The organism is Leptospira semungkisensis (assembly GCF_004770055.1).
Lineage (GTDB): Bacteria > Spirochaetota > Leptospiria > Leptospirales > Leptospiraceae > Leptospira_B > Leptospira_B semungkisensis.
This window is the reverse complement of sequence record NZ_RQEP01000005.1, coordinates 539,935-556,768: the sequence shown is the minus strand read 5'-3', so window position 1 is coordinate 556,768 and position 16,834 is coordinate 539,935. Positions and strand designations below refer to the sequence as shown.

The following is a 16,834-nucleotide window of genomic DNA, read 5'->3' as shown; positions in this document are numbered from 1 at the left end:
TTCTATCCTTGTTCCGCGATTTTAGAGCCAAGATATTCGATCAGATACTTTGCATTGGGTTCTTCTCCCGTTGCTTCTCGGATCAGGTCCTTTGCTTCTATACTTCTTCCCTTGCTATGAACATTTTTTCGAAGCCACCTTAAGAGAGAAGAAGTTTCTCTTTTTTTCAACTCTTCGGGAAACTTAGGATGTTCCTTTAGAAAAGCCGAGTAGAGCTGTGCTGCGTAAATATTCCCCAAAGAATAGGTAGGAAAATAACCGAAGGCTCCTCCACTCCAATGTACATCTTGCAAATATCCTTTGGGGTCGTCGGGCACATCTATTCCTAGTAAATTTTTCATTCCTTCCTTCCAAGCCTGGGAGATCTCTTTTACGGAAATTTCTTTTTTGAAGATGGCTCTTTCTATCTGGAATCTTAAAATGATATGAAGATTGTATGTGATCTGATCCGCTTCGACTCGAATGAGAGAAGACTTGGATTTATTTACGAACGAATATAATTTTGAGAATGGTAAAAAGGACTCTGAAAGCCCGAGTTTCTCTAAGAAGATAGGATACATTCCTTCCCAAAACTCCTTAGATCTTCCTACTTGATTTTCCCAAAGACGGCTTTGAGATTCATGCATTCCCAACGAAACGGAATCTTTTAAAGGAGACGGATCTCCATGAATTAAAGAGATACCCGATTCGTATAGAGCATGACCGGTCTCATGCAAAACGGAATATACGGAAGAAAGAGGATCAGATTCTTCATAGCGAGTGGTGATCCTTTTGTCGGAACTTCCAAGAGAAGTAGAGAATGGATGTGCGCTTGCATCTAATCGAAATCCTTCTTTAGATAAACCTAATAGAACAGGCAGTTCTTTATTGAAAGGTTCTTGCTGAGAGATCGGAAAATGTCCCAAAAAAGGAAAATCTGCGTCCTTAGCTTTTGCAAGTAAAGGAACCAAGGACTTTCTTAGGTTAGAGAATAGCTCCTCCAAGTCGGAAGCCTTTGCGCCAGGTTCATATTCATCCAAGAGAGCATCGTATGCTTCCGTTTGAAATCCGAAGAACTGAGTTTTTTGAAAACTAAGATCTATGATCTTTTCTAAAACTGGAAGAAAGGAACTAGAGTCGTTCTTCTTTCTGGCTTCTGCCCAAACGGAGTGGGCTTGGCTTGTGACCTTGGAGAATTCTTCCACCCAGGAGATGGGCAAACAAGAAGAACGATCCAAGTCTTTGAACAAAAGATCCAATTCTCTTTCTCTCAGTTGTTTTCCCGGAAGATCGAGTTTTGAATTTTCTTCTTTGGCCTTTTGTGCAAGAGAACGAAAAGAATCGGATACGAAAGATTTGTGAGCCAAGCCAGAGAGCAAACTCAACTGGTCTCCTCTTTCTTCCTGTCCTTCGTGAGGAATGGTAACTTCCATATCCCAATGAAGAACTCCTGCAATATTTCGAAGATGATAGATTGTCTTAAATTCGTCCCGATACGCTTTGAACGCCGGAAGTTCTTTTTCCCAATTGCTTAGCTCTGATTCCCACATACAAAAATCATTCTTTTCGATTGACTTCCGTGCCTCCAATCAAAAACTGACTCTATCCTATCGCGGGCATGGTGTAATGGCTAGCACCGTAGCCTTCCAAGCTTCTAGTGAGGGTTCGAGTCCCTCTGCCCGCAAAAATCAAACTCATCTTTCGAATTTAATTCTTGGAGAATTTCCAAAATTATATTCCTCTAATTACTTAGTCGAGGTCACTGCGGCTAAAACTATGTTCTTCCCCCGAATTCTTTCCTTCTCCCTTATATTCTTTGCTTTCAGTTTGAGTTCCTGTAAAGACTCATCTAACGGAGAGAAGGAGGGAATATTATTCTACCTCTTGACGAAAGTTTGGATTCCAGCGCCGGGAACCACATTTCAGATCCAGTTCAGTGGAACATTAGATGAATCTGTCGATGCAAACGTTTTCGATATTGATTCAGATCTGACTGATTCCGATCCAACTGTTATCGATAGATTGCATGCAAACGGAAAGAGAGTGATTTGCTATATTGATGTAGGTTCGTACGAGAATTACAGATCAGATGCGAGTAAATTCCCGCCTGAAGTTTTAGGAAATGCATACGCAGGTTTTCCGGACGAACAGTGGTTGGACATCAGAAGGTTGGATATTTTAGGTCCCATTCTTTCTGCTCGTTTTGATAAGGCAAGAAACCAAGGTTGTGACGGGATCGATCCGGATAATATGGATGGATATCAGAATAGTACGGGCTTTCCTTTGACTGCCGAAGATCAGCTCCATTTTAATAAATGGGTAAGTAACTCTGCTCGATCTCGGGGAATGTCTGTCGGCTTAAAAAATGATCCGGATCAAATCTCAGATCTGATCTCTCATTTTGATTGGGCAATCACTGAGAGTTGTTACGCGGATGGATGGTGCTCCGAAGAGGCCGCGTTTCCAAGTAAGGGCTCTGCAGTTTTTCAGATCGAATATACGGAGAATGGAACGAACAAGAGCGATTTCTGCCCTCAATCTTCCAGTCTCCGTTTATCAGGTTTTCTGAAACACCAAAGCTTGGACGCGTATAGGGATCCTTGTCCTTAAGAAGCTTCCTTCTGCAACATGTCTGCTGCGAACGCATCTTCTAACTGACGGATTGCATTCCTGGAGAATGCAATCAGCTCCTTCTCGTTATGACGGAGTTTGTATTGCTGTTTGACCATTGCCTCATCATATCTTCTAAATTTATCAATGAAGTACTGCACTTCGGAAGGTAAGAAGCCAAGGTCCTTCAGTGTTTCCTCAGCGAGTTCTAAAGAAGAAGCAAATGTGTCCCTTCGTATAGTTTCGATTCCTAGTTCTAAAAGATCGAAATAATGGGCTCTATTTCTCGCCCTAGCAATGATCTTCAAGTTCGGGAAATTTTCCTTAGCTATAGTCGCGATCTTAATAGAGAGTTCCATATCCTGAACCGCTAAGACCAGAATCTCGGCCTGGGCCGCTCCAGCAGCAGTCAGTAAATCCAGACGACTCGCATCTCCGTAATAGATCTTATGCCCGAATTTTCGAGCGGCATTCACTTGGTCTGCATTATGCTCCAAAGCAGTAAATCCTATCTTATGTAGATAGAGCATACGAGAAATGATTTGCCCAACCCTTCCGAAACCGGCGATGATCACTCTGTTTTGTTCGTGGATCGGATCGGCTGGTCTTTCTTCTTCTTTGTTTAAGTAAGGGTTTATTAGCTTTTCCTTAAATATTCCGAAGAAAGGAGTGAGCATCATAGAAGCGGTTACAATCACGATCGAATACTCTGCGATCTCCTTGCTTAGCACGTTTAATTGAGAAGCCACATTTAGAATTACAAATGCGAATTCTCCACCTTGAGAAATGCTCACCGCAAGATTGATAGAAGAATCCGAATTTAACTTTGCTACCCTTCCGATCACGAATAATACGATTCCTTTGATCGCCATGAGTCCGAGGGCCAAACTTAAGATTAAAAAAGGATGATTGATCAGAAGCTCCAAGTTCATGGACATTCCCACTGCCAAGAAGAATAGTCCGAGCAATAGTCCTTTGAACGGTTCTAGATTCGCTTCTAACTCGTGTCTGTATTCCGAGTCGGCGAGAAGAACTCCTCCTAAGAAGGAGCCCAAGGCCATGGACAGTCCTACTTTCTCCATGGCCAGCGAAACTCCCAATACGAGAAGAAGGGAAAGCGCCACAAAGATCTCGTGGTTCCCGGAAGCGGCTATCAATCTAAATAAGGGACGCATTAAGAAACGCCCGCTTAGGATCACTAAAAAGATCGCTAATGCTGCAGTTCCCAATTTATAAAAATCTAATCCGTTTACATCCGAGTTTTCAGGAGTGAGTGCAGCCATAGGTAAGATGGCCATGACCGGAATAACTGCCAAGTCCTGGAAGAGTAGAATGGCAAAAGCGGATCTCCCATAAGATGTCTTTAACTGATTTTTTTCCGCTAAGGATTGGAGAGCGAATGCAGTCGAAGAGAGGGACAAACTCAAGCCCAGAATAACGGAGGCTAAAAATCCCAAATGGAAAAGATAACCGATAGTTACTGCAAGTAAGAAGGAGGTCAAAGCCACCTGCACTAGTCCCATTCCGAATACCGGTTTTCTTAAGACCCAAAGAGTTTGAGGACGAAGCTCAAGCCCGATCAAAAATAAAAGCAATACTACTCCGAATTCGGCAAAGTGAAGGATCTCCGTCCCTCCTGTGACCAATCGGATCCCATGCGGCCCGATAAGAATTCCTCCGACCACGTATCCTATGATGGATCCGATCCCTAGTTTCTTGAAGACAGGCACGCATAGAACGGCCGTAGTGAGTAGAATGATTGCGGTAAGTAATAGACTTTTTTCTTCCATCAATGCGGTTCCTTTGTGTAGGGATTAATTTTAATTAGACTTTTTTCAGAAGAAGGTTCACTCTTTCCTCTCGCGATCGAGGCTAATCTTGCGGAAATTCAGTGCCATTCTTATTTTTTCTTTGAATATCGTTATAAACGTCTATCGGATCGTTAAGGTTCCGTAAAGAAAATTTACCCTTTCGAAAATTGATGGATTCGATGTTTGTCCTGAAACGATTGGAATCGATGAAAAATAAATGCGTCTCGGTGATCCTCATCGCGGTGGGATTCTCTCTTCCCGTCTCAGAAACGGAAGCAGAAGAGAATTCGATTGCTCAGAAACCGTCCAAGGTCTTTACCCAACAGACTTCGGCGGGGGTCAAAAACCCAAATGAAGGATCGACCGAGGAAAAAGAGCCGAGCCAGGAACCGGATTTGAAGAAAGGAGATCAGCCTTCTAAAGAGAAGGATAAGTCGTCGTCTTCTTCTCAAAATAAAAAAGAGAATGAGGAAGAAGAGGAGACTTTTTCCAAATCGGAAGAATTGAATCCTAAGAAAAAGGAAAACGCGGTCATCCCGGTCCAATTCGGATTTTTCATAGATGGTTATTATAATGCCAGTTTGAATCGCCCCGATTCTAAAGAATTATCTTATACGACGCAAGCAACTAGAACCAACGAGTACAATATCAATCTAGCTTATATAGATGGAAAAGTAGAAACGGATAAATATAGAGGAAGGTTAGCTCTTCAATTCGGGACCTCGGTAGTTGCAAACTATGTGGGAGAAGGTACCACAGGCAAAACTTCCAATGAGTTTTCGATCCGTAATATGCAGGAAGCGTACGCTGGAATTAAGTTGGGCAAGTCTACATGGCTGGATGCTGGGATTTATTTCGGTCATCTAGGATATGAGTCTTGGATCTCTCATGAGAACTTCGTTTATACAAGAGCGTTTTCTCTAGATTACGTACCATATTACGTTTCCGGTTTTCGATTGAGTGGAAAGATTACGAATAAACTCTCCTATCAATTACACTTGGACAATGGATACCAAGTCGTGACGGATAATAATAAGGACATGTCGGGAGGGTTTCGCTTAGAATACAACCCTCGTCCGAATATTATGCTTCGTTGGAATACGTTCATGGGAAATGAGCAGCCAACTGCAGTTCCCAAAGAGACGAGATACTATAATAACTTTATCGCCGAATGGAAGCCGACTCACGCACTTACTTTCGCCTCTTCCTTCGACGTTGCTTACCAAGAAAGAGCGAGCAGTCAGAATCTTGTGTACACTCCGGATCGTTCTTATTATGTGCGAGGCGATAGTAACGCTTACAGACAAGTGTATGTAGGAAACCTTTGGGTCGCGTACAGATTCTTGCCTGATTGGAGAATCGGAGCTCGTTTAGAAAGATACTTGGACAGGGATCAGATGATCGTAGTAACCAATACTAAGGATGGATTCCAAACAGGAGGAGCGACCGGAACCTTGGATTATAATCCTGATCCTGCGATCTTACTTAGATTTACATACCAATACAGACGCTCAATGGATTCTATTTATCCTTACGAACACAATACCACTTCTAGATTGGATCGTATGTTTATCTTTTCTCTATCTCTTAAGATTTGAGATCGTTCAGTCCTTTCAAAACTCTTTCAGCAGAAACTCCAGGCGGAACGAGAAGGATGGCTCTTCCCATCTTTGAGAATCTGGTGCTTGTAATCGCGATCTTGTCTCTTTCGCATACGTCCAGGCAGGAAACTTCCATGACTCTTACGTTGCGAACTCCTTCAGAGCGAAGAGTATCTTTTAGTTCCGACCTTAATCTTGTTCTTCCGTTAAAGAACTCTCCTCGGAATTTAGAAGCACATTTTGTACATACTAAGATAGCTTCTTCCCAATCGGATTGAACTGTCTCCATTGGCGCATTGGGATCGGATCCCTGTGGGTGAAATAATGTGTTAAATCTCATTTTGTTTTTCCTCATCTATTACGTTGTGCCGTTAGAGAAATCCTTGGAAAAATTTATGAGTCTTTTTGAAAAAGATCTCGTTTCTCTTCCTTCTTTCATCTTCAAATCGCCTAAAACCGACCCGAGTCTCGGAGTTTTACTCAATGGAAATAGAAAAAGATTTTAGAAATCAGGTAAAAAATGATTGAACAAAATTAAATTGTATACAATCTATTTTGTAAACTAGGAGGTACTAAGACGTGGCTCAGAATTTATACGAACTAACTGCTACTCTAAACAACGGAACCGAAAAAAAATTGGAAGACTATAAGGGAAAAGTTTTACTGATCGTAAACACTGCAAGCCAATGCGGCTTCACTCCTCAATACAAAGGTCTCCAAGAAATGTATGAGAAATACAAGTCCCAAGGATTAGAAATTCTTGGCTTTCCATGCGACCAATTTGGTCACCAAGAGCCTGGAACTGATTCGGAGATTCAAAACTTCTGCCAAGTGAATTTCGGAGTGAGCTTTCCTCTTTTCAAAAAGATCGAAGTGAACGGAGAAGGAACTCACCCTATATATCAATTCTTAAAGAAGAAGGCTCCAGGTCTCTTCGGCAAGTCCATTAAGTGGAACTTTACTAAATTCTTAGTCGATAGAAAGGGAAATGTGATCAAGAGATTTGCAACTCTTACTCCGCCTGAAAAAATTGACAGCAAGATCCTGGAACTCTTATCCACTTGAATTACGAATCTCTAAAGTTAGAAAAGCAGCTTTGCTTCTCTCTTTATGCAACTTCCAGGGCGGTAACGGCTTTGTACCGTCCGCTTCTGGAAGAAATGGGCATAACGTATTCTCAGTATTTGGTGTTACTTGTTCTCTGGGAGACGGATTCTATTCCTTTGAAAGAAATAGGAGATCGTCTCTTCTTGGATTCAGGGACCTTGACTCCTTTATTAAAGAAGATGGAAAAGAATGGGTTCTTGACAAGGGCGAGATCCGAAGAGGATGAACGCAATCTTGTTGTCCGACTGACGATCAAAGGCCGCAACCTACGCAAGAAGGCTCTCTGCATTCCGGAACGTTTACTGGAAAGTTCTGGACTAGTGGTAGAGAAGGTGGTCGCTATGAAAAAAGATTTAGACAAACTTATGCTTCATCTGGAGGAAAAAGTAAGAAATTCGGCGTGACAAATCCGTTTTATCGAAAACTATAGAGCCGCTTTAAATGGCGCCTACTCGCGCTGAGGAGTTTTAGAATGAAACGAATACTTTCTGCGATTTTATTTGTCGCAGTTCTTCTTATAGGAGCTTGTTCCTCCGAAGAAAAAAAATCCGAGCCGGCATATCAGCCTAATTCGGATATTCGCACTATCGAAGCCAGCATGATCAAAGAAGGAGACAAAAGGATTAAGGCCGAAGCGGTCTTAGGAACTCCTACTGTCGAAGAAAATACCCAAGACGGATCTCTGCTTGAGTGGTATATGGAATCTACCACGTATCAAAAAAATTCGTACAAGACCCTTGCTGAGAAACCTTCTCGCATCAATGAGAACACCAAGTTCATCAGAGTGATCGTTGATAAAAAAGGCGTGATCAAAAAATACGAATACAAGCTTTAATCGAATTTTTCGAACTAGTTTGAAAAGGCCGTGATTTGCACGGCCTTTTTTATTTCTTCTTTAAGACTCTTAAAGATCGTCTTCCATCAGATCCAATCCGGTAAATCCTAGCAGAAAGTCCACGAATTCGCCGATATTGAAGCCTAATCTGAGTCCGTACTTAACAGAAATATAAAGTTCTATTTCGAAGAGGAAACCCAGTGGATAATCATCTTTGCTTCTGGGGTTTTGGGTCAGATACGTTTGGATCGCTTCGTTCTTTTTTTCAGGATCCAAGTGTTCTAGGAATTTTTTAAAGAATAAGACCTTCTTAGCCTTCCTTCTTTCTTCTACAGGATTATTATAAAATTGTAAATATCGTATCTCAAAACTTTTAGTGTTTTGTCTCTCATTCGCAAGTTCCGGAGTAGGATTCGGATCTTCTTCATTTTCGGGAGAATCGGGTAATAGTAAAAATCCAGGAGAGCTAGGATCCTGAGCTGATGATTTTGGCTCTGTCTTTGGACTAGGCGCCACAGGATCCGGAGTGTCTGGAAGAGAATGAAATTTTTCCCCGCCTAAGAATCCGAACACGAGTTGTTGGGACCTATAAGATCCGTAACTTCCACCTCGTAATCCGTAGCCGGTTCCAAGATCTCTTTTGCCGGGCGCGCTCTCTCCTCCTTGGAAGATGAATCCGGTAGCTAAAGGTCCGATCCTAAGTCCTACACCATAACCGGGAGTCTCTACTCCTGCGGTAAAGACATCAGCAAGATCGTTCTTTCTATGAGCCCAATAAGTTGAACAATCGATCACTAAGAAGCTGAGAAGAAAGATTGAATAGAAATAAAACCGTTTTGTAATCAAAGAGCTTCTTTTTTCAATATGGAAAGCAGATGTGCTTTTTATTCTTCCAAATCGCGAGGATAAGAATTTAAAACTGGAATTTCTTCGAAAAATTGAGTTCAATGTTTCATTCATTGCGATGGTTAGAAGATTGCACTTCGTAAGAAGATGCTTTACCGCTACGCTTTCGGTTTAAACAGGAAACGCAATCGCAAAAGTGTGCGAATTTTATTGGTTTTCTTCCCTTCTTCGATTGGGAAAGTATCCGGAAAAATAAATATTAAATTGGAACGAGTTGATGATTGATTTGGAAGAAGTTCCGCCCCGCTTTAAGAACATAGCAATTTTCGGCGGCGGGCCCATGGGAGTTCATCTTTCCGTGTCTCTTTCGGAAAAGACTGAAAATCTTTTTCTTTGGTACTTTGATAAGAAGAATGCGGATCGCATGCAGAAGGATAGAACTACGGAGTTTTTGGACGATCATGTCCCTCTTCCGAACAATATTCAGGTAGTAAGCGATTTTGAATTTTTATCCAAAGGATCTTGGGTCATTATCATTGCAGTTCCTTCTCGACAGACTGAAAACGTGGTCGATCGAATCTCTTCCGTTCTTTCGCCCGACGAAGAACATACGATGGTCGCGTTTACGAAAGGCCTCGTTTCCACTTCCACCAGAAAGAAAACGAACGCAGTCACATTCTCCGATTATGTTTTAAAAGTCAGAGAGATAAAGGATAAGCTGGATCTTGAATATGTTGCAGTCGCCGGTCCAAATCTTCTTTCTGAAATGGCAAAGGGAAAGCATAGTTTCTTTTCTATTGCATCGTCTGGCGAGAGGGGTTCCGAGGTAATCGAAGGACTTTTTTCAGGCCCTAGAAATCATATTAAAACTTTTGAAGATATCCGTTCCTTAGAACTAGTCGGAGTGATGAAGAATCCGATAGCAATCGCTTGCGGGATCTTGAGTGGGATCCCGGAATGCGGTTCTAATTTTGAAGGAGAGCTAATCAGTTTAGGTTTTTCTGAAATACTTAGTTTATTGAACGCGTTGGATCTTCCTGCAAAACCTGCTATGGAATTCGGATTGGCGGACCTAATCACTACAGCTACATCCAGATCGAGCAGAAACCGCGCTTACGGACAAAGATTTATTCGAAAGCTGATCTCTGGAGAAGATTCTCCAAATCTGTTGGAGAGAATCGAGTTATTCTTCAATCCAAAAGAATTCATCCAAAAGGAAATGAGCCAAAGCGAAAGTCATGTAGAAGGAGCTTATTCTCTCTCTACTATTCTTGATCTGGCGGAAGAGAAGAAAGTCGAACTACCTTTATTTACGACTCTTTTCGAAGTTCTTACTAGAAAGGTTTCTCCTACGGAGATGATCCGTTTCGTTTCTAAATCTACAAGTGATGAGATACGAAATATTTCCCGTACTGCGCGCAAACGTTTTGGATTGACTCTCGCTTCCGGAAAGGAATTCCAACAAGCGCTTAGAAGAAGAGTACTGCGTCATGTTCATTCTCAGCCTGGAATGGCGGATCGTATCTTAAAACAAGCAGGCCTTCAGATCAAATCCTTGGAGAAGAGATACGCTGAAGCGGTGGAGAATGAAGCAGGCACAGATCTTTTTCTTCTTCCGAAAGAGATCGTTCTTTGGCAAGAAGCGGAAGAAACGTATGAAAAGAAACATACTCGGAATTTGGAAAGGTTAGTTGAGTTCTATGTTTCTGAGATTGCAGATGAATACAGTCCTTTCTTCCGTGAATCGCTTATCCATTTAGTAGCTCCCGCGCGTTTTGCGATCGGGGGATTCAAGCCTGGAGGAGGTTTGCCTAAGATCGGAGGACAGATTAAGGAGATCAAAGCGTTAGCTTCCCGTTATGATATTCTTTATACTCCGACTCATAGATCTCATTTGGATTCTATAGAAGTCGCTTTCGGTCTGCGTTGGTTAGGTCTGCCTGTTCCCAGATATGCAGCGGACAAGAAGGTGATGGCAACTCCAGGACTCGCTCGGGTTCTGAAATCGCTCGGCGCCTATATGGTAGATAGAAAAAGGAACAGAAATCTTCTCTATTTAGAATGTCTGACCCAATATTCTACCATGATGTTAGAGGCAGGAATTCCTACATTGGTATATCCAGAAGGCACTCGCTCTAGAACCGGCGGAATTATTCCGATTAAGACCGGAATTCTTTCTACTTCTGTCGAAGCTTTCAAGCATACTGGAAGTGAAGTTCTTGTAGTTCCAATCGTTCTGTCTTACGAAAATGTTCCGGAAGATGTGGAATTTACCGGCAAAGATATTCATTTGTCCTTTAGAGATTTCTTATTTAAGAGAACGGAAGTATATATGGATCTCTGCGAACCTATTCCGGTTTCTCGTTATATCCACGAGGATGATCCAACACTTTCTATCTCCATGGAGATTTCTAGAGAATGGCAGGCGCATCATAGGATCCTGCCGAACCATCTAGTTGCAAAACTTCTAATGGAAGCGGGAGGAGAGATCAGTCTTTCCGATTTGGAGAAGATGATCGCAGAAAGGATACTGACCAGAAAGGGAAATTATCTCACCAAAGATACTGGAGAAATCCTGAACCGAGGACTTAAGGTTCTTCAGTCCAGAAAATTCATCCGGAAAGAAGACGAGATGATCAAGGCCCTTGATGGGGACCTTCTACAATATTATGCGAATATGGTGCCGGACCCGACTTAAGAGTCCGGCGCTTATTCTTTAATTTACTTTTATTTTCGAGGCGATCAGAGTCGCTCTCTTACGTAGCATAGAAATGGATTCGTCCTTATTTGTATAAGTAAGGGCCACTCCCATTCTTCTATACTTTTTAGTGATAGGTTTTCCAAAGATCCTAAGATCCGATTCAGGCATCTCACAAGCCTTATCGATCCCTTGAATATTCGGGATATTTCCTTCGGTCTCGGAAAGGATCACTGCGCTTGCGCCCTTGCGAACTAGAACGATCTCAGGTATCGGAAGTCCAAGTACTGCTCTCAAATGCAATTCGAACTCATTGAAGTTCTGGGTTCCTGCCAAGGTAACCATTCCAGTATCATGAGGACGAGGAGAAAGCTCGGAGAAATAAACTGCGTCTGTAGCTAAGAAAAATTCAACTCCCCAAATCCCAGAGCCGCTTAATTCTCTAGTTACCTTATCCGCCATATCCTGTGCAGCCTGTAGTTGAGTCTCTGAGATCTCAGTAGGTTGCCAGCTCTCTTGATAATCTCCTCTTTCTTGCCTGTGACCAATCGGTGGACAGAACAAAGTGCGGCCGCTCTTTTGGGTAACCGTCAAGAGAGTGATCTCGGATTCGAATCGGATAAATTCTTCTACAATGATTTCAGATGCTCCCGTTCTTCCTTTCGTTTGAGATGCGATCCAAGCGGGCTCTATGTCTTCTGTAGTTTTGATCACAGACTGACCTTTTCCGGAAGAAGACATCAATGGCTTGATCACGCAAGGGATCCCGATGGTTTCGATCGCTTTCTTCAATTCATCCAAAGTGGAAGCGTATTCATATTTCGCAGTTTTCAATCCGAGAGTCTTTGCAGCCAGGTCTCGGATCGACTTTCGATTCATAGTGAAATTCGCTGCTTTTGCACTCGGAACTACTTGGTATCCTTGCTTTTCATATTCGTAAAATCGCTCCGTGCGAATTGCTTCGATCTCTGGAACGATTAAGTCCGGCTTATGCTTTGCGACTACTTGGTCCAGGGCATTGCCATCCAACATATCTATAACTTCTTTTTCGTGGGCCACTTGCATGGCCGGTGCTCCATCGTAACTGTCGACGGCGATCACATACTGTCCTAGCCTTTGGGCCGCGATCACGAATTCTTTGCCTAGCTCTCCCGAGCCTAGTAGAAGGATTTTCTTTTTCATGGTTCTTGGGAGAATTTCTAGACGCAAATAAGGAAGGGAAGGAAAAAATAAAAGGCTCCATTTACATTCTAAGGAAATGAGGCCTTCTTTTCGATCTATCAGGACTGCAAAGAATAGTCCGGACGAACCTTGTCTAAGATTTATTTTTTCTTCTTCTTAGTAACTAGATCAAAGTTCTTGTATTCAATATATTTGATCTGAGAGGTATTCAATCTGAAGATCCCTTCTGTAGAATGTAGTAGAATCGTATCACCTACTTGTGTTACTACTGCTCCGCTGAGTTCCGTATCATCCACCTTGCGGACCGTCTCCAGGACGCTATAATACTTTTGGATCTCACCCTCCGATTCCAAGTTTTGGTCCTTTGCTACACTCTCTATCTTATCGAAAGCTTGGTTTAATTTTTCGGACTGATCCTTTTGGATTTGAGAAGAAACCTCTACGCCTTCTTTCTTTTCAAGATCGGAATCGATCAGTTCTTCTTTTACTTTCACTAGGGTTTGGAGATCTGCTTCTTCTTGAGGGCTGATATTGAAGTTCTTTTTAGAGACCGCTTTTTTAAGCACATCTTCTTGAAACTCGTTTATACTTTGCTCAATTGTTTTCTTGTCCACCTGCGTGAGAATGGCTTGGATCAATTCTTCATAAGCTGGTTTCACTACTGCTTCTTCTTTTTCGGAGATGATTACTTCGTTCTCTTTTAAGAATTGTTCGAATCTTTTTAAATTCGGATTTTTGGCGATGTCTTCGGCAGTAATCTCTTTGCTGATCGGAGATTTCAGAGTCATGGCTACCATTCCCTCATAGACCTTGATCCTCGGCAGCGTTCCCTCTACTACTTCGAATGAGAATGCAGTTCCTCGTACGGCAGCGATCGCAGTAGGAGTAGAAACTCGGAAGCTTTCCTTAGAGCTGAGTTTGTTTGCCTTGATCAATAATTGTCCTGTTTTGACTGCAAGAGAAGTCTCTTCGTTCAATTCTCCATGCAAGGATTCAATGCTCAGTCTAGTGAAGGATTTCAATCGGATCGTATGGCCATAACTGCTTTGTAAATCGATGCTTCCATTATTGGTGATGATCTCATCATTCCTTTGTAAGATATCTCCGATCTTGATTTGAATCTTATTGCCTTCTCTTTGTACTTGAACTCCGCCGTTTACAAAGATGACTACCAGTCCCGGCTTGGATTTACTTGGACTTAAGATCTGTGAGATCTTTGAACAGGATCCTAAGACTATAAAGCTAATACAAAGGAGAAGATGGAGGGAAAGGATTTTCGATTTCATATAACATCGCTTTTCAATAGGGATTTTCAAATTTAAATAACAAACCTAAGTAAAAGGATTTTAGGAAAATGGGAAAAAAATTATCAAACTTCGAAAATTTAACTCTCTTACTAAATCAACCTAAGTGAAAAATTGAAATTTCAGATCCGCAGTCTTTGCAAGAGAGGATGACTCCGCTTATGTTTCAAAAGGTCTTGTCGATTTCTATTTTTACAATCCTTCTAAATGCGTTCCTTTCTTCTTTGCTGGGGATAGGATCCAAACAGGTCCGATTTACCGGCACAGCATACGATCTCGAAACGGGCAAATTATTATACAGAGATTACCATGAAGAGTTTTGGGAGAATGGAAAGCATACTCATTCTTTAGTTACCTATAAAGATCCCGAAGGAAAGACCTTTGCCAAGAAGAGGATTAGTTTCGTTAAGAATAGAAATGTTCCTGACTTTCAATTGGATGATGATAGGGACGGATATTTAGAAGGGGGAAGTTTTCTGGGAGGAGACTCAGTAAAATTATTCGCACGTCGTAAGACGGACCAACCGATTCAGGAAAAGGTGCTGGAGAATAACGGGCCGGCTGCTTTGGATGGAGGCTTTGATTATTTCGTAGAGGATCATTGGGAGGAATTAGTTTCGGGCAAGAAGCTGAGTCTTTATTTCCTAGTTCCGGTAGAGAGAGATAAGTTTCGTTTTACTGTAGAGAAGACCAAGGAAGGAGAATTTAACAGTAAGCCTGCCTTATTCCTAAGATTGAAAATAGATAGCGCCTTTCTTTCCGTATTCGTAAAACCAATCGATCTTGTGTACGATAAGGGATCCAAGAGGATCATGGAATACAAGGGCACGAGCAATATAAACGACGAGAATGGCAAGAGCCATCAGGTACGGATCGTTTATGGAGCACGATAATCTATCAAAATCCTAATCTCCAGAAAGCGAGCCCTCTTAACTTTAGATTTTTTGCATATTCTGACCAGAGACTAGTATCCAGGATTAAGCTTCCTTCTCCTGTTTTGGTTCGGATCAGATAAATTCCTTGTTTTTCCTTTCCGTTGTCCAAAGCGAATTTGCCGTCCTTGTAATATGTTAGGACTCTCGGGGAATCTTTATCCTTCTCCCAAAAATAACCGTACAAAGGAATTCCAAGCCAGACCTGATCCGATCTGTATGTTTTTAGAAGAAGATTCATATTCTTCTGCATCCAAGTATAATCGGTTACAGGTCCAGGTTTCGTTTTGGGGGAATGATAATCGTACGCCATGAGCACCACTTCATCCGCAAGATTTTGCCTATAAACGAAAGAGTGAAACTGGGCTAACTCGGGTATAAAATTCTCCTGAGGAAATAATGCCAGAGAAAGGATCCTCTTCTTTTGTTGTATTTTGGGATGAAGTTGGACTAAGAAATCTTTATAATGCGGCCCGGCACTCGGAGGCATTCCTTCAAAATCCAAATGAATGCCTTTGTAAATAGGATATTGATCTAAGAACTTTTCTAAATGGCGGATCAATTCTCTTCTTTGTGTAGGAGAAGAGAAGATCATTTCTCCTATCTTAGGCGAGGAGAAGCTGATTAAGGGGAACCAACGGACACCTTTTTTGTTCCCATTTACCAGAAGCTCGGTAGGAGGAGCATGGTGTTGTATTTTGGAATCAGAACTAATGCTCGTTCCCGTAAAGCAAATGGTCGTTCCTTGTTGGAATTCCTTCTCCCAGAACTTATCCGGTTTGCTATGCAGGTCCTTGCCTAGGGCATATTTCCAAACGCCGTTTTCTTCTGCGGATAAGGGACATAGAGAAATCAGTGCTAAGATGGTAAAACAGACTCGAGTCATTGGAAAGATATTCATTTCTTCGTCCTGTAATAATAGGGAAACCGATTGTTGATTTTTCTTCAATCCTGAAGACCCAGACACCGATTTTTAAAGGAGATCCCGGGTCGAAGAATTGGGAAGGATGCGAATGATGGCAATCACGAATACAGGCATGGAGGACTTGATCCGAGACGGATTGGACCGGCTCGGCATTTTATCCTCTACCAAGAAGGCAGAGATCAGCTTTCATTCTGCAAGCCTGTTCGAGCTATACCTTGCCAAATTGCCTGATGGTTCCCGCCTCGCAATCAAACTCATTCCCAAGAAAGAAATGGCTGAGACAGAAGCAGAAGGTCTCGAGCAATTATGCAGGCTGGGTGTCAGAGTTCCAGAATGCTTAGGAACGGTGCACCTCGGAAAGACTTCGCTACTTGCGATGGAGTTTATCGAGACCGGATCTTCTGCAGGTTTCAGACAGGACCTAATCGCCAGTTTAAAGAATCTTTATAGAACCGAATTCGGATCCTGGGGTTGGAAACGGGATAATTTTATCGGATCCCTTCCTCAGACAAACGGATGGTTTTCTACATTTTCCGAATTCTATTGGGAGAGAAGGTTAAAGCCTCAGATCGAATTGGCACAGTCCCGGAAATTATTAACCGATAAGGATTTCATTTCTATTCAAACGATCTTCCAAAAGTTTGCAGAAGAATGGGGGCTGGATCGTATACAGCCAAGAATGGTACATGGAGATCTTTGGTCAGGTAACGTTCTCCAGGCAAAAAATGGACACGCATACTTAATAGATCCTTCCGTTTCTTATTCCCATCCGGAACAAGATCTGGCGATGCTGCAATTATTCGGAAGTCCTCTCAACCTGGAGGAAATGCAAGAGATACTTGCTACCTGTGGTTTGGAAGATCCGGCAAATCTTAAGGATAGAATTCAATTTTGGCAATTGTATCCAGTGTTGGTCCATATTAATCTGTTCGGAGCTTCTTACTTAACCAGTCTCCGACATATACTTCGCTATTACGGTATGAAATAGTTTTCTTGAAGGAATC

General features: G+C 42.1%; 15 protein-coding genes and 1 tRNA gene. 9 read left to right on the top strand and 7 right to left on the bottom strand.

The window, feature by feature from the left end:
- Positions 1–2: 2 nt before the first annotated feature.
- A complete protein-coding gene (locus EHO59_RS02735; RefSeq protein WP_135584503.1) occupies positions 3–1,529 on the bottom strand; it encodes a carboxypeptidase M32 in 1,527 nt (508 codons plus the stop codon).
- A gap of 62 nt (positions 1,530–1,591) precedes the next feature.
- Between EHO59_RS02735 and EHO59_RS02730 the strand changes: the two genes are divergently transcribed.
- Positions 1,592–1,663: transfer RNA gene (locus tag EHO59_RS02730), tRNA-Gly, on the top strand.
- Between the two features lie 200 nt (positions 1,664–1,863).
- Positions 1,864–2,589, top strand: coding sequence for an endo alpha-1,4 polygalactosaminidase (locus EHO59_RS02725; protein ID WP_167882054.1), 726 nt, complete (start codon positions 1,864–1,866; stop codon positions 2,587–2,589).
- Here the strand turns inward: EHO59_RS02725 and EHO59_RS02720 are convergent.
- Positions 2,586–4,379: a monovalent cation:proton antiporter-2 (CPA2) family protein gene (locus tag EHO59_RS02720; RefSeq protein ID WP_135584499.1), complete on the bottom strand. Its 1,794-nt coding sequence runs from the start codon at positions 4,377–4,379 to the stop codon at positions 2,586–2,588. The two genes, EHO59_RS02725 and EHO59_RS02720, sit on opposite strands and share 4 nt — an antisense overlap.
- Positions 4,380–4,606: 227 nt before the next feature.
- Here EHO59_RS02720 and EHO59_RS02715 point away from each other — a divergent pair, with 227 nt between their 5' ends.
- Complete coding sequence (locus EHO59_RS02715) at positions 4,607–5,998, top strand: porin (RefSeq protein ID WP_135584497.1); 1,392 nt, start codon at positions 4,607–4,609, stop codon at positions 5,996–5,998.
- Here EHO59_RS02715 and EHO59_RS02710 read toward each other — a convergent pair.
- Positions 5,988–6,341, bottom strand: a complete 354-nt coding sequence (locus EHO59_RS02710; RefSeq protein ID WP_135584495.1) for a thioredoxin domain-containing protein — start codon at positions 6,339–6,341, stop codon at positions 5,988–5,990. The genes EHO59_RS02715 and EHO59_RS02710 overlap by 11 nt on opposite strands.
- A gap of 239 nt (positions 6,342–6,580) precedes the next feature.
- Between EHO59_RS02710 and EHO59_RS02705 the strand changes: the two genes are divergently transcribed.
- The 3 genes from EHO59_RS02705 (at position 6,581) to EHO59_RS02695 (ending at position 7,943) form a co-directional block, all read left to right on the top strand.
- Positions 6,581–7,066: a glutathione peroxidase gene (locus tag EHO59_RS02705; RefSeq protein WP_135584493.1), complete on the top strand. Its 486-nt coding sequence runs from the start codon at positions 6,581–6,583 to the stop codon at positions 7,064–7,066.
- Positions 7,063–7,512, top strand: a complete 450-nt coding sequence (locus EHO59_RS02700) for a MarR family winged helix-turn-helix transcriptional regulator (protein ID WP_135584491.1) — start codon at positions 7,063–7,065, stop codon at positions 7,510–7,512. Before EHO59_RS02705 ends, EHO59_RS02700 begins: the two co-directional genes overlap by 4 nt.
- 68 nt (positions 7,513–7,580) lie before the next feature.
- Complete coding sequence (locus EHO59_RS02695; RefSeq protein WP_135584489.1) at positions 7,581–7,943, top strand: LIC13410 family lipoprotein; 363 nt, start codon at positions 7,581–7,583, stop codon at positions 7,941–7,943.
- 69 nt (positions 7,944–8,012) lie between these two features.
- Here EHO59_RS02695 and EHO59_RS02690 read toward each other — a convergent pair whose 3' ends face one another.
- The gene (locus EHO59_RS02690) at positions 8,013–8,789 is read right to left on the bottom strand and encodes an LIC13411 family adhesin (RefSeq protein WP_246052618.1); all 777 of its coding nucleotides are present in this window, start codon (positions 8,787–8,789) and stop codon (positions 8,013–8,015) included.
- 277 nt (positions 8,790–9,066) lie between these two features.
- Between EHO59_RS02690 and EHO59_RS02685 the strand changes: the two genes are divergently transcribed.
- Positions 9,067–11,487, top strand: a complete 2,421-nt coding sequence (locus EHO59_RS02685; protein ID WP_135584487.1) for a 1-acyl-sn-glycerol-3-phosphate acyltransferase — start codon at positions 9,067–9,069, stop codon at positions 11,485–11,487.
- An 18-nt stretch (positions 11,488–11,505) separates the two neighbouring features.
- Here EHO59_RS02685 and purT read toward each other — a convergent pair whose 3' ends face one another.
- On the bottom strand, positions 11,506–12,669 hold the full coding sequence (purT, locus tag EHO59_RS02680; protein WP_135584485.1) for a formate-dependent phosphoribosylglycinamide formyltransferase: 1,164 nt from the start codon (positions 12,667–12,669) through the stop codon (positions 11,506–11,508).
- A 140-nt stretch (positions 12,670–12,809) separates the two neighbouring features.
- Positions 12,810–13,955: a FecR family protein gene (locus EHO59_RS02675; protein WP_135584483.1), complete on the bottom strand. Its 1,146-nt coding sequence runs from the start codon at positions 13,953–13,955 to the stop codon at positions 12,810–12,812.
- 179 nt (positions 13,956–14,134) lie between these two features.
- Here EHO59_RS02675 and EHO59_RS02670 point away from each other — a divergent pair, with 179 nt between their 5' ends.
- The gene (locus EHO59_RS02670; protein ID WP_210413016.1) at positions 14,135–14,866 is read left to right on the top strand and encodes a hypothetical protein; all 732 of its coding nucleotides are present in this window, start codon (positions 14,135–14,137) and stop codon (positions 14,864–14,866) included.
- 4 nt (positions 14,867–14,870) lie between these two features.
- On the opposite strand, the gene EHO59_RS02665 is transcribed toward EHO59_RS02670, so the two are convergent.
- Entirely contained in the window at positions 14,871–15,806 is a 936-nt protein-coding gene (locus EHO59_RS02665) for a glycosyl hydrolase family 18 protein (protein WP_135584481.1), read from the bottom strand.
- Positions 15,807–15,921: 115 nt separating this feature from the next.
- Between EHO59_RS02665 and EHO59_RS02660 the strand changes: the two genes are divergently transcribed.
- A complete protein-coding gene (locus tag EHO59_RS02660; protein WP_135586440.1) occupies positions 15,922–16,818 on the top strand; it encodes a fructosamine kinase family protein in 897 nt (298 codons plus the stop codon).
- The last annotated feature ends 16 nt before the right edge of the window (positions 16,819–16,834 follow it).